The following is a 13,505-nucleotide window of genomic DNA, read 5'->3' on the forward strand; positions in this document are numbered from 1 at the left end:
TTATATCCAAAGATGAATTTTACGCAGATCCTGCAAATACGGTTATTTTTATAAACGCCGAAATTTTTGCTCAGCTTCCGCATTTGCTCTACGATAACGACTTTACGCATATTTATAGCATGCGAAGTCTTGCGAAAAATTTTATAAGCGATAGCTTTTTCGATAAAAAGCAAACCGGCTTTGAAGAATACGACTTTAACGAGCTAAACCACGTCTTTACTACGCCCGAAATTTCTCGCATAGTTACTCTCTACGGCTTGCTTAACGATGAGAAGTCAAGGCGCGTTTTTAAAGCCGCTTTGAAATTTAAACTTACCGAGGATTATACTTACCTTTTGGAGGTCAAAGACGACGTTAAAAAGCAGTATTTCGACGAAGTAGTGAAATTTAGCGACGAAGAAGTTTTCGTAGACTGCGGCGGATATACGGGAGATACGATAGAGGCGTTTTTAAAAGCCGTGGATAATAAATTTAAGCATATTTATAGCTTTGAGCCCGACGAGCGAAATTTTAAAATTTTAAGCGAATTCGTAAGCAAACTGCCGCAAGAAATAAAAGAAAAAATCACCCCGATAAAAGCCGGCGTCCATCACGAAAATGCGACTTTTTATATGCAAGGCGAGGGTTTGGGAGCGACTTTAAGCGCCGAAATTTCGGAGCAGAAGATCGACGTAGCCGCGATTAGCGACGCTATAAACCATATCCCGACCTTTATCAAAATGGACGTGCAGACGTTTGAAACGTACGCGTTGCTAGGTGCGATGGATGATATAATAAGCCATAAACCAAAGCTTGCCATTTGCATTTATCATAAATTTAGCGACTTATGGGATATACCGCTGCTTTTAAAGCTATGGATACCGGACTGCGAGCTTTTTATGCGCCACTACGAATGCACGCAGGAAGAAACGGTGATTTATGCCTTGCCCGAAGCGAAGTAAATTTAGTGAGGCAGCGCGGCGTCGTTTAAATTTCTAGCTAGGCAAACGCTAAATTTGCTTAGCTTTTCGTTCTTATTTTCTTAAATCTTTGCGTAAATTCGGTCTTTTGCACGACGTTTACTTTAACGGGGATTTTAAAATTATCTAGTTTATCTTTGCAAAATTTTCTAACTAAAATTTTGATACCGTTTGCATCGACGCCCGGCTTTAAAACCACGTCGCAGCAGACGCTTTGATTCGTGATAGCGTTTTTTTCCGCGTAAACTAGGCAGTCTTGTATCTCTTTCATCTCAAGCAGCACCGACTCCACCTCACACGGAAGCACCTTTTGTCCGCCCACGTTTATGATCTCTTTGCTTCTGCCGATGATTTTTATAAAGCCGTCCTCGCTTTGCTGCGCTAAGTCGCCGGTTTTAAACCAGCCGTCATCGGTAAAGCTGTCCATTTCCGCATTTAGATAGCCTAAAATTCGCGTTTTGCTTTTTAGCCACAGCTCGCCGTCTACGATTTTATACTCCAAATTTTCATCGTCTATCTTCATAAAGGTAGAATCGGACGATTTTGACGACGTGGACGCGATGCCAGTCTCGCTGGTGCCGAAAGTCTGCAAAAATTTAACTTTGGCAAACGCCGATTTTAGCCTATTTAAAAGCCCTTCCGGCATAGTCTCCGTGCCGTAGGTTATCATCCTTAGCGAGCTTAGATCGTATTTTTCGTAAGATTTGCCGATAAGAATAAGATTTAAAAACGTAGGGCTTGCGGGCAAAACGGCTATTTTATACTCGTTAATTAGCTTGCAGACGTCATCGGCGTTTCTGTTTTGAGGGATTATCATCGTAGCGCCCGTCGATAAGATATTTAACATCGTATTTATGCCGCCGATATGGTCAAACATCAAAAAAACGAGCATATTCATCCGCTTTTGTTTTTTATTTTTATAAAGGTCTATTAGCGCGTCTAAATCGTGTATCATCGCCTTTGGCTTACCCGTGCTACCGCTTGAAAATAGCGTGAGGCCGGCTCGTCCGCTCTTTTTTAAATTTGATAAAATTTGATGCGTCCCGCTAGGATTTAGCTCTTTTACGTTAAACCCTCGGCCGCAAATTTCGATCGCTTTATCGCAAAAAGACTCTTTTAGTTTTAAATTTATCTCTTCTTGCGCGTTTGAGATTATGGGCGCGATTATGTTTTTATTTTCGTATAGAGCGAAAAAAAGTGCTACGCTCTCAAACGAATAATCGCTCAAAATCGCGACTACTTCGCCGCTTTTGATTTTATTTTTTATAAAATTTAGCGTCTCTTTTATTTTTAGATAAAGTTCTGCGTAGCTATATTTTTTGTCTTTATGGATTATCGCCGTTTGGCTGCCGTCTTTAAATTTTTCGATCATCTCTCGCATCAGTTATGAACTCCGCCTAAATATAAAATTTGCCCCGTGATAAAGTCGCTTTTTTCGTCGATAAAAAAATCGATCGCATTTTTTATATCGCCGAAATTCCCGAATCTCTTTATAGCTTGTCTTTCAAGAAGCGCGTTTATCTTGTCCTGCGGTACGGCCTTTATTAGGTCGGTTTTTATCGGCGTAGGGCCTAGCGCGTTTACGGTTATGTTAAATGGCGCTAGCTCTTTTGACAGCGTTTGGGTTAAATTTTCTATCGCGCTTTTGCTGGCGGCGTAGATCGCCTCTCCTTCTAGTCTTAGCGCGCTTGCGACGGTCGTATAATTTACGATACGGCCGTATTTTTGCTTCATCATGACTTTGCCGACTTCCCTGCTAAATAAAAACGTACCGAAAAAATTCGTTTCAAATACCTTTTTGACGCTATCAAAGGGCGTGGTTAAAAAATGATTCATAGAGGCGATGCCGGCATTGTTTATCAGCGCGTCTATCCCGCCGAATTCTCGTTTAACCTCTCTTATCATCGCTACGACTGCGATTTCGTCGCTTACGTCTAGGCTAAAATGTCTGTAATTTTCGTGCGCGATTTTGCTTTGGCTCCTAGCGCAGCCCGCGACTAAATAGCCCTCTTGTAAATACCGCTCGCAAAGCTCTTTTCCAATGCCTTTTGATGTGCCCGTTACGATTATCGCCTTAGCCATTTTGTTCTTCTAAAAGATTTTGAATATAATTAGCCAGCGTCTCCACGCTTCTAAACGGCGAGGTTTTTTGACTCATCGCTCTTTCATCGGCCAGTACGATGCTTTTGCCGAAATTTTGATAAATTTTATCCTCCAAATCGCTCACTATATAGACGAGCCCCAGACTATCTAGCGCGCTGGAAGAGCCGTAAAGCCTAGTATCTATCGTAGGGTTTTGCAGCTCTTTGCTTTGCAGCTCTTGATTGTATTCTTTGAGCGAATCGATGATTAAAGTTCGTATGGTTTGCAAATTCATTCGTCGTCCTTTATAAAGATATAGTTTTTTAGGCCGTCGGGTTTATATCCGAGCGCGGAATTTAGCCTAACGGCTTCTTTGTTCTCGTCGTTTATCCAGGTGTAAAAAGTCTGAGCCTCTCGCATTTGCTTTGGAGCCGAGGCTAGCGCAAAGCCGATAAGGCCGTTTTGAAACTCTTTTTTTACGCAATTTAGCCTAAAATAGCAAATTTTTTCTTTTATTTCAAATATCGCCGCTCCGGCTATCGCGCGCTCTTGCTTGATAACAAAAACTAGGCCCTTTGCGATTAGTTCAGATAGCTCTTCAAGGCTCGGTAAATAATCGCTAAGCGGATCGAAAGTCTCGCTAATAAGCTCAAAAATTTCGCTTGCGTCGCTTAAATCCGCCGGTAAAACGTTGTTAAAGCTTCTGTTTTTTTTAACGGATCTATAACGAGAGTAAATTTTATACGGCTTAAATTTTACGCCTTTTAAAAAATCGCCTGCAACGGCGTTTTTCGAGACGATTTCGGCTACGATGGGCTCGTTTATCAGCCTAAAAAACTCGTCTAAATTCGCTAAATTTTCAAGCTTATCGACCAAATAGTAAAATTTATAAAATTCGCCGTGCCTTACGAGTAAAAAACAGCACTCTGCGCGTACTAAAATTTTAGCGTTTTTTAGCGTTTCGTTAAATTCGTCGAAATTAACGAAAAAATTCGTAAATTTCGGACGGTTTTTAAAAATTTCCGTCGCTTTTTGGCGCGCGTTTAGTTTGTCTCCCAGTATAAAGCTCTCGCCGTGTCCGGGGCAAACGCGCAAAAACGGATCTAGCGAGCGAAAGTACGGCATAGAAATTTTCTCGTACGCTGCTTTTGCCTTCGCGCCGCCTAGAAACGACGTATCTACGGCCTCAAACAAGCTATCGCCCGAAAACAGCAGCCCCCCTAGCTTCACGCAGCAACTGCCCTCGGAGTGTCCTGGCGTATGAACGAACGTAAGCGTATGCCCCAGCCACAAAAGCTCGTAATTTTCGTCAAATTCGGTATCGGCCTTTTGCGCGCTAAATTCCGGCGTTTCGCGCGTTTTTTTAATCTTCATAACGTCGTAAATCATATCGCTAAATCTCGATAAATTTTTGCTCGGATTTGCGATATTTTCGCTTGCTTTGCGTTGCGCGATTACTTTGGCGCCGTAGCGGCTTTTTAGCTCGTTTAGCGCTAAGACGTGATCAAAATGCTCGTGCGTGATAACGATAAAATCAAGCTTCTTGCCGCGTAAAGCGTCCGTAATCTGCGTAAAATCAGCCGGGTCTATGACGATAGCGCGCTCGCCGCAGGTTATTACGTAGGAGTTAGCCCCCAGATCGCCGCCTTTGCAAATTTTTAATTCAACTTCGTTCATTTTCAAATCCGTCTAAAATTTTCGCTATCTTCGCTAGCGCGTCGCCGCTTATTTTGAGGTAGGCGTTTTCGCAAATTTCATTTACGCTTGCTAAATTTAAATTTAATAAATTTTCGTAGGCGTTTTTAATATCGCCTAAATTATTTATCATTTTAAGCTTTGCAAAACTTCTTACTACGTAGGCTAGATAGCTCCACTCCACGCCGCAAACGGGCGTACCTAGCGTCATCGCCTCGTATGCGCTCATACCGCCTAACGTGACTAGGGCGTCGTGATTTAAGATTAAATCTATCAAATTCGCGGGGCTGTCGATAAAGCTTAAATTCGGTTTTTGAACTCTTTTTATCCTCGCCTTTCGCTCATCGCTCATCGCGGGCCCTAAAACTAGCGTATAAAGGCGGCCATCGTTTGCGATTGCGTTTGCAAAATATTCGCTAAACGTCGCGGGATCGGCGCCGCCGAAAGATAGCAAGATATTTTTTAGCCGAGCTTTGGGCGTAAATTTAGCGCGCCTTTTTACTACGTCGCTACCCACGATGTAGTAGCCAAACGAACGAAAAACCTCGAAATTTCCGCTTGCGGCGGGGTAGTCAAACTCGTCCATTATAAATAGCGCGTCCGGCTCAAAGCCGTATTCTAGGGTATTAAAACTTACGATTTTGCGCGCGCCCGCGTTCCTCGCGATATCGCTTAAATTTTTATCCGCATCGAGCAAATCGTTAATATAAATTTGCGGTTTTAGTCGGCAAATCAGCTCCTTTGAATGCTCCAAATTTTCGCTTCTAATCGTGTTTTGGCTAAATCTGGAAAATAATTTTTCGTCGCACTCGAAAATCGCTTTTACGTCGCGGCTTGGAGCTAGAAATTTTACTAGTTCGTAGCACCTTGCGAGGTTGCCGATACCGATTTTTTCGTTGCCGCGCGCGTGGAGCAGGATCAAACTCTACACCCTTGCGGCGCGTCAAAGCTCTTTAAAACCTCAAAAAGCGCGTCCGCGACGAAATTTGCGTCCTCTAGGCTCATACACTGGTGGCATGGGATGCTAAGCTCGGCGGCGTAAAAATCCTCGGCGCTAGGCACCGAAATATCGCCGTAGTGCTCGCGGTAAAAGCTAAATTTATAAGTCGGTTTGTAGTGCACCTGTACGCCGATACCGCGCTCGTGAAGGGCGGCAAATATGTCCTCTTTGGCGCACCAAAACTGGCGAAATAGCAAGATAGGATAGAGGTGGCGCGAACTAACGACGTCGCTAGGTAGCTTCACGGTGCTAAAATACGGGTTTTTATCAAATTTCTCGTCGTAAAATTTAGCGATTTTCTCGCGTGCTGCGATGGTTTCGTCTAGCCTTTTTAGCTGATTTAGCCCTAGCGCGCAGGCGACGTCCGGCAATCGGTAGTTGTATCCGAGCAAGCTCATATCGCTGTCCCAGAGGCGTTTTTTGGCTATGCCGTGCGAACGGTAAAGACGCGCCAGCCTCGCGATCTCGTCGTCGTTAGTAGCTAGCGCTCCGCCCTCAAAGGTTGTTAGCGGCTTAACGGGGTGAAAGCTAAAAATACTAACGTCCGCTTTTGCTCCGACTTTGACGCCGCTTTGCGAGCTGCCCAGCGCGTGCGAAGCGTCGTCAAGCACCTTTATGCCGCGCTCTTTGGCTATTTTTAGGACGGCGTCTAAATTTACGGGATTGCCGCCGAAATCAACCGCGGTTATGACTTTGGTTTTATACGTGATTAGGCTTGCAAGCGCGTTTTCATCGATATTTCCGTCAAATTTAACGGGCGCGAATTTAACCTCCGCTCCCGCCATTAGCGCCGCATTCGCCGTCGCCGCAAACGTGATGGGCGTCGTTACGACCTCGTCGCCCTCTCGCACTCCAAGCGCTAGATACGCCGCGTGTAGCGCGGACGTCGCCGAGTTCATCGCTACGACGTGCTTTACGCCGACGTACCGGGCGATCGCTTCTTCAAATTCTCCGACCTTGTCGCCGCCCGTTAGGATGTCGTCTTTTAGAGCGCTCACGACGGCGGCGATGTCGGAGTCGGTGATTTGTTGTCTGCTGTAAGGTATCATTTTTATCCTTTTTCGGCTTGTCTTTTTGGAGGCTCGTCTTTTTTGCTTATACTTCGTTAAAATCTCGCTCGCCCGCGGTCATTACCTATATGGTAACTCCCTTGTCTCACTCGATTTTGCCTCGTCTAAGCAAAAAATACTTTGCCTTACTTTTCTAAAATTTCATATTTTGGTTCAAGTTTGTCCGCTAAAATTTATAAATTTCGGCCAAATTATTTACTAGCCTCGATCATCTCCAAGAGTCCGTCTTTACCGAGCCAAATTTTATTTTTATCCGAGCTGTACTCGAAATTTTCCTCCACGAGACGCCCTTTTTCGCCCAGTGCGTTTGTGCTAAAGTCGTCGTCCTTGCTCGTAAATTTGATCGACGGGCTGATCACGTAGTGGTCGTCAAACTCGTACGTTAGGTGCGCGTCGTCCTTGCCGACCATGACCTCGTGCATCTTTTCGCCCGGGCGGATGCCGATTATTTTTACGCCAAGACGTGGCGCCATGGAGCGAGCAAGCTCTATCATCGTCATCGACGGGATTTTAGGGATAAAAATTTCGCCGCCTTTCATACGCTCGAAGTTTTTAAGTACGAAATTTACGCCCTGTTCTAGCGTGATCCAAAATCGCGTCATATCCGCGTGCGTGATCGGTAGCTCCTTTGCGCCTTCCGCGATTAGCTTCTTAAATAGCGGCACGACCGAGCCGCGAGAGCCCACGACGTTGCCGTAGCGAACGACGCTAAATCGCGTTTTTTTGCTACCCGCGATGTTGTTTGCCGCGACGAATAACTTATCGCTGGCAAGCTTGGTCGCGCCGTATAAATTTACCGGGTTGCACGCCTTGTCGGTCGAGAGCGCGATGACCTTGCTCACGCCGCACTCAAGCGCCGCGTCGATGACATTTTGCGCGCCGTTGACGTTGGTTTTGATGCACTCCATCGGGTTGTATTCGGCGATTGGTACGTGCTTCATGGCTGCTGCGTGGATGACGTAGTCGATGCCGTTCATCGCGGTCATGAGGCGCTTTTCGTCGCGTACGTCGCCGATGAAAAATCGCATCGCGGGGTCTTTGAAAACCTGCGCCATTTCGTATTGTTTTAACTCGTCGCGGGAGTAGATGACCAGCCTTTTGGGTTTAAATTTGGAGAGTAAAATTTCAGCGTATTTTTTACCGAACGAGCCGGTGCCGCCGGTGATGAGGATGGATTTTCCGTTAAACATTTATTTTCCTTAATTACGGCTTTATCTTTTTGACAGCTCGTCTTTTTGGTTTATGCTTCGCTTTGCTTCCCTTGCGGTCGCAACTGCAAGCAGAAGGATTAAAATTTCACTCGGTCACTACCGGCGAGGCAGCTCCCTTCGTAAAATTCTAATCCGCCTCGTCTAAACGCAAAAACAGTTCGCCGTTTATTTAAATTTTATTCAGCCGGAGCAAAAACCGTGCCTTAAATTTGATTCAAATTTTTATCCGTAAATTTAATGCGGGCGCAGTATTTTTAGCTTTTACTTCGCGCTTTGCGCTCGTAACGAGACTTTGCTACGAGGATGCGAGGCGGATTAAATTTTAAGCGGATTAAAGGTTGCCCGGCTTAAAATTTGTAATCCAGCGAAGCATAAGCAAAAAAGACAAGCCCCCAAACTACTTCAAAATCCTAGGCAGGGTTATTCCCTCCTGCGCCTGATATTTGCCCTTTTTGTCCGCGTACGTCACTTCGCACGGCTCGTCGCCCTCGATAAACAGCACCTGCGCGATGCCTTCGTTCGCGTAAATTTTAGCCGGTAGCGGCGTCGTATTTGATATCTCGATCGTGATGTGCCCCTTAAATCCGGGCTCAAAAGGCGTGACGTTTACGATGATACCGCAGCGAGCGTAGGTGCTTTTGCCTAGGCAGATAGCTAGTACGTTATCAGGCATATTAAAATACTCGATCGTGCGCGCTAGAGCGAACGAATTTGGCGGGACGATGCAGACGCCACCTTTAAAGTCCACCACGTTTTTTTCGTCGAAATTTTTTGGATCGACCACGGTACCGCCGATATTCGTAAAGATTTTAAACTCGTCGCCCACGCGGATGTCGTAGCCGTAGCTACTAACTCCGTAGCTAACCACGCCGCGTCCGACCTGCTCCTCGGCAAACGGCACTATCATCGCCTTTTCATGCGACATTTTGCGTATCCAGGCGTCAGATTTCAGCCCCATTTTTTACCTTTATTTTAAATTTACGCGATTATAACATAATTTCAATTTACCTAAAATTTGAGCGCCGTTTTGCGATAAATTTTATCAAATTTGAATATCTTGCTGGTAAATTTTCTTATTTTTTATAATTAATTTTTAAATTAAAGCTTAGTATAATAACACATTTTAAATTTTTTTAAGCGAAAGGGAAATAATGTATTCAAACGTATTGTGTAGATTTGTAAATTTACGCAGCAGCGAGGGCTCAAATTTGCCTCTTTCGGCGCTTACCTGTTTGCTATTAGCCGCAAGCGGAGCTTATGCTTACACCGAGGCCGGCGTTTCCGGAAATACTTCTAGTTGGGAGAGCGCTGAGTATAAAAGCGACTGGGGCTTAGTCTCCATGAACGCCTCTACGGCTTACTCTTTAGGCTTTAACGGCAGTGGAACGAAGATAGGCGTCATGGACTCGGGCGTACTTTTGAACCACCCGGAGTTTCAAGACGGTAGGATTCATATCGTAAAAACGATCGGAAATTATGGAAAAAACGGCATGAGATACCCCGATGCCGCGCTAGGTAACGGCCCGATAGATAAAAATCAACCCGTAAAAGACGGCAAGCGAAACTATGATAAAAACGATAACGGCGTATTTAAAAAAGGCGAAGCCTTTAATACGGACGGTAGCTGGATGAGGGGCGTAAACGATGCTCATGGCACTCACGTGGGCGGCACGATGGCGGCTAGTAGAGACGGTAGCGGTATGCACGGCGTGGCGTTCGGCGCGCAGCTATACTCCGCAAATACCGGCGGCAACGACAATATGACGTATGGACCAAACCAAGACTACAACTACTTTCTAAAGGGCTACACCGCTTTGGCCGATGCGGGCGCAAAGGTGATAAACAATAGCTGGGGTTCGAATAGGCGCGTAAATTCGTCCTTTGCGGGCGCACTCGGATATAAGCCTACTTACGACTGGAGAGCCGTACCAGAATACGACGTGGAATTTTACGACGTGAAGGTAGCTAATCAAACTACCGCGGCAAAAGATCATATAAATTTAAAAGATATAAACGAGGCGAAAAAGGCTTATTATCAGTTCGTAACTAGCGGTGAAAAAAGCTTCTTGGACGCGGCTTACGAGGTAGCGGTAAAAAGGGGCGTTATTCAGGTATTTACGGCCGGAAACAGAAGCTTGATGGCCGAGTCTTTCACGCGAGCGGCATTGCCTTATTTTAGGCCGGATGCCGAGGATTATTGGGTTAACGTTACCGGCCAAACTGGTGCGGACGGTTATCCTAATGATTCTAGCGAATACATAAGAGGATATAAGGCATCCTCGGATATTCAGGAATTTAACCTTGCCGGCCACTCGAAGTGGTGGACGATCGCTGCGCCGGCCGAGGAGATTTATTCCGCGTACGTCGAGCTTACAGACAATGCGACATACGGCAAGGCTATATATAAATCATCTGGCGGTACTTCTATGGCCGCTCCGCACGTTAGCGGGGCTTTGGGCGTCATAATGCAGCGCTATCCGTATATGAGTATCCCTCAGGTTAGAGAAACGATGCTAACTACGGCTAGACAAAGGACGCTAAGAGCCGGTCACGGCGCCGGCGGTATGCTAGAGCGTTGGGGTAGCGACGGCGAGGGCGTACCTAGCAATGTCTGGGGTTGGGGCATACTCGATCTTGGCAAGGCGATGTTCGGTCCCGGACAGTTTTTAGGAAACTTCGACGTCGCGATGGATCAAGACGATATCTGGACAAATAACATTTCAGACGTCGCCATCAAATTTAGAAAAACCGAGGACGATAGCGACGCTGCGGCTTGGGCGGCTAGAAAAGCGACTCTTAACGCTAAGCCGAATTTGAGCGCGGAAGAAAAAGCCGAGATGACCTTTGAAACCGCAAGAGAGAAGGCTAGGGTCGCAAGGGCGGCCGAGGGCTATGAAGGCTCGCTAACTAAAAGAGGAGACGGCGCTTTGACTCTTGCCGGAGATAATAGCTTTACCGGAGCGGTAAATATATACGGCGGTAAAATCTCGGCTCTAAATCAATCAATCTCTTCTTCAAGAAGCATAAACGTCCATAAGGGCGGCGAATTTGAGGTTTTAAACGCTCTTACTTACAAAACTCCAAGCACGGGCGGTTTTGTAAGCACGACCAAGGCAAGCGACGCTACGCAAGTTAACGCCGTTATAAACGCAGGCGGCGTATTTGTAGTTAACGACGGTGCTCATAATCTAAATTTAACATTTAAAGAGGGCTCTTTATTGAAGGCTGCGTTGCTATCAAACGCCGAGCTTGCAAATTTGGCGGCAAATCCTACTCTAAAGAAAACCATAAATGCGAGCGGAAACTTCGCGGGCGTAAATTTGGCTAAGGTCGAGGATAGCTATGCGTTCTTTAAAACCGCTAAAGAAACTGTTAGCGGCTCAAATTTAGCTCTTTCCTTGCAAAAAGGCAAAAGCATGGAGGAGGTAGCCTCTACTAGTGCCGAGAAGTCGTTTGCAAGATTAGTCGAGACAAATCCGGGCAGCGCTATTTATTCGTCTATGCTAGGAGCCACTCATAACGTAGCGGCGGCATACTTTGGCGCGTTTTCAAACGATCTGGACTTTAAAGCGCAAAACAACTCCGCCGTAGACTTGTTTATGCTCGCAAATTCGGTTAAAAACAAAAACGGAGCCAAAAGAGCCGATATCGACGCGGGAGTCGAGCTTTGGCTACTTAGTAGCGCAAGCAGAGTAACCTCTGATAATAACGCCGGCGGCAGACTAGGCACAAATGCATTTACGAATCTAGTAGGCGTTGATTTTCTAGTAGGCGATAGCTCAAAAGCGGGCGTATTCGTAGGGCTGGGCAGAACTAATCACAAGCTAGGCGATAGCAAGGCGGTCAAAAGCAAAGACGCGCATGCGGGTATCTACGGCGATATAGGACTTGATCCTATCAAAATCAGCCTAGGCGCTATCTACTCGAAATTTGATCAAGAAAAAAGAGTCGTTAGCTCATACGCTCCTTTGGCTTACGAGTATAAAGACGCCGACGCATCAGCGATTAGCGCATTTGCTCAGATCGCCTATACGGGACTAAGCTATGAAAACGGCTTTAGTTTAGAGCCTTATGCGGGACTAACCTATATCCGCTCTAAAAACGACGACGTAGCAAATTCTTTAGTGCAGGTTAAAAACGAGGATAGAGACTTGCAAGTAGCAAGCGTAGGCGTAAAACCTAGTATAGCATTTACCATGGACGGCGTAGGCTTAATCGCAAAAGCCGATATAGCATACAACCGCTTCTTCGGCGACAAAACTCCGAGCGCTCATATGAACGTAACCGGCCTTGGCGCAACTAAACTAGAGGGCGAAAAGCTAAAAGATGTAGCCACTACCGAGCTTGGTATAGAGGCTGCATTTACTAGGAATTTTAGAGTCGGCCTTAGCTACGTAGGAGCATACGGCAGTAACGTAAAATCAAATGGCGTAAATGCTAAGTTTAGTTGGGCGTTTTAGCGGCGTAAATTTAATCAAAAGCGAGCTAAATTTATTTGGCTCGCGATAGGTTAAATTTGACTTTTTATAAATTTGCCGAATTTTGGAGACGGAGTGGTTTATCCCCAAAATGCGGCTTTTTATACACCCCTAAGTTTTTGCGGTCGGAGGCTATCTTCTGCGGCGAAAAATTACCCGTAAATACAAGCTATGTAAACTGAATTGTAGCGGTAGCTTGACGCTCTTTTTTAAATTTACCTAAAATTTGTGTGCCTATTTTACTACTTCTTAAGCCGCGTTTTGTTATCAGTTTTATTATTTTATGCAGATGTAAATAATACCAAAATATTTTTCTTATACTTTAAATATGATTTATCTCAAAAATTTAATAAATAATAAGCTTTGCAGGGATACAATTTCATTTAACAAAATACCTTCAAAAGGAGCAAAAATGAAAATCAAGTCTTTGGCACTTATGCTTTTAGGCGTTAGCGCTTATGCGCATTTTGGTATGGTCGTACCGTCAAATTCGACCGTGGACGACGAAAAAGAGGCGAATTTGCAGATTACTTACAAATTTAGCCATCCTTTTGAGGGCGATATGATGAACCTGACCCTTCCAAACGAGGCGGGCGTTTTTATAAACGGTAAAAAAGAGGCTATAAAAGACCTAAAAGAGCTTAAAGAGGATAAATTTAGCTACTTTACGGCTAACTACGGCGTAAAGGAGCCGGGCATCTATCAGTTTTATATGGATCCAAAGCCGTATTTCGAGCCTGCGGAGGATAAATTTATAAGACATATAACAAAAACCGTCGTCGATGCCTACGGCTACGGCGATGGCTGGGATCAACCGACCGGGCTAAAAGCGGAGATAGTACCGCTAACGCGTCCATACGGACTTTATAAGGGAAATTTATTTTCAGGCGTGGTTTACTATAAAGGAAAACGCGCTAAAAACGTAACCGTCGAGGTGGAGTACTATAATACCAAAGGACTAAAAGCTCCGTCCGATGCGCACGTGACGCTGGTCGTAAACACTAACGAGC

Annotated in this window: 11 protein-coding genes; 3 read left to right on the forward strand and 8 right to left on the reverse strand. The window is 45.3% G+C overall.

All coding sequences use genetic code 11. The features are described from left to right. On the forward strand, positions 1–941 hold a 941-nt coding region (locus tag RYL88_RS07180), incomplete at its 5' end, for an FkbM family methyltransferase (protein WP_314990150.1). A 58-nt stretch (positions 942–999) separates the two neighbouring features. Here the strand turns inward: RYL88_RS07180 and RYL88_RS07185 are convergent. The 8 genes from RYL88_RS07185 to dcd form a co-directional block, all read right to left on the reverse strand. Then, entirely contained in the window at positions 1,000–2,340 is a 1,341-nt protein-coding gene (locus tag RYL88_RS07185; RefSeq protein ID WP_314990152.1) for a fatty acid--CoA ligase family protein, read from the reverse strand. Continuing rightward, on the reverse strand, positions 2,340–3,041 hold the full coding sequence (locus tag RYL88_RS07190; RefSeq protein WP_314990154.1) for an SDR family oxidoreductase: 702 nt from the start codon (positions 3,039–3,041) through the stop codon (positions 2,340–2,342). The genes RYL88_RS07185 and RYL88_RS07190 overlap by 1 nt, the downstream gene beginning before the upstream one ends. Further along, the gene (locus RYL88_RS07195) at positions 3,034–3,336 is read right to left on the reverse strand and encodes a hypothetical protein (protein WP_295143658.1); all 303 of its coding nucleotides are present in this window, start codon (positions 3,334–3,336) and stop codon (positions 3,034–3,036) included. The genes RYL88_RS07190 and RYL88_RS07195 overlap by 8 nt, the downstream gene beginning before the upstream one ends. Further along, on the reverse strand, positions 3,333–4,718 hold the full coding sequence (locus RYL88_RS07200; protein ID WP_314990156.1) for an MBL fold metallo-hydrolase: 1,386 nt from the start codon (positions 4,716–4,718) through the stop codon (positions 3,333–3,335). Before RYL88_RS07200 ends, RYL88_RS07195 begins: the two co-directional genes overlap by 4 nt. After that, positions 4,705–5,658, reverse strand: a complete 954-nt coding sequence (locus tag RYL88_RS07205) for a hypothetical protein (protein ID WP_314990158.1) — start codon at positions 5,656–5,658, stop codon at positions 4,705–4,707. The genes RYL88_RS07200 and RYL88_RS07205 overlap by 14 nt, the downstream gene beginning before the upstream one ends. Then, positions 5,655–6,785 carry a UDP-4-amino-4,6-dideoxy-N-acetyl-beta-L-altrosamine transaminase gene (pseC, locus tag RYL88_RS07210; RefSeq protein WP_314990160.1) on the reverse strand — a complete coding sequence of 377 codons (1,131 nt, stop codon included), beginning with the start codon at positions 6,783–6,785 and terminating at the stop codon, positions 5,655–5,657. Before pseC ends, RYL88_RS07205 begins: the two co-directional genes overlap by 4 nt. 212 nt (positions 6,786–6,997) lie before the next feature. Continuing rightward, positions 6,998–7,996 carry a UDP-N-acetylglucosamine 4,6-dehydratase (inverting) gene (gene pseB, locus RYL88_RS07215; RefSeq protein WP_314990162.1) on the reverse strand — a complete coding sequence of 333 codons (999 nt, stop codon included), beginning with the start codon at positions 7,994–7,996 and terminating at the stop codon, positions 6,998–7,000. Between the two features lie 418 nt (positions 7,997–8,414). Then, positions 8,415–8,975 carry a dCTP deaminase gene (dcd, locus tag RYL88_RS07220; RefSeq protein WP_295143672.1) on the reverse strand — a complete coding sequence of 187 codons (561 nt, stop codon included), beginning with the start codon at positions 8,973–8,975 and terminating at the stop codon, positions 8,415–8,417. Between the two features lie 193 nt (positions 8,976–9,168). Between dcd and RYL88_RS07225 the strand changes: the two genes are divergently transcribed. Beyond that, on the forward strand, positions 9,169–12,477 hold the full coding sequence (locus RYL88_RS07225; protein WP_314990164.1) for a S8 family serine peptidase: 3,309 nt from the start codon (positions 9,169–9,171) through the stop codon (positions 12,475–12,477). 430 nt (positions 12,478–12,907) lie between these two features. Continuing rightward, positions 12,908–13,505: DUF4198 domain-containing protein (locus RYL88_RS07230; protein ID WP_314990166.1), on the forward strand; the 598-nt coding region annotated here is incomplete at its 3' end.

The organism is uncultured Campylobacter sp. (assembly GCF_963517995.1).
Classification (GTDB): Bacteria; Campylobacterota; Campylobacteria; order Campylobacterales; family Campylobacteraceae; genus Campylobacter_A.

Bases quoted from the DNA above. Each gene is read 5' to 3' on its own strand.
- dcd (WP_295143672.1), bottom strand. From the start codon at position 8,975: ATGGGGCTGAAATCTGACGCCTGGATACGCAAAATGTCGCATGAAAAG.
- RYL88_RS07185 (WP_314990152.1), bottom strand. From the start codon at position 2,340: ATGCGAGAGATGATCGAAAAATTTAAAGACGGCAGCCAAACGGCGATA.
- pseC (WP_314990160.1), bottom strand. From the start codon at position 6,785: ATGATACCTTACAGCAGACAACAAATCACCGACTCCGACATCGCCGCC.
- RYL88_RS07200 (WP_314990156.1), bottom strand. From the start codon at position 4,718: ATGAACGAAGTTGAATTAAAAATTTGCAAAGGCGGCGATCTGGGGGCT.
- RYL88_RS07225 (WP_314990164.1), top strand. From the start codon at position 9,169: ATGTATTCAAACGTATTGTGTAGATTTGTAAATTTACGCAGCAGCGAG.
- RYL88_RS07190 (WP_314990154.1), bottom strand. From the start codon at position 3,041: ATGGCTAAGGCGATAATCGTAACGGGCACATCAAAAGGCATTGGAAAA.
- pseB (WP_314990162.1), bottom strand. From the start codon at position 7,996: ATGTTTAACGGAAAATCCATCCTCATCACCGGCGGCACCGGCTCGTTC.
- RYL88_RS07195 (WP_295143658.1), bottom strand. From the start codon at position 3,336: ATGAATTTGCAAACCATACGAACTTTAATCATCGATTCGCTCAAAGAA.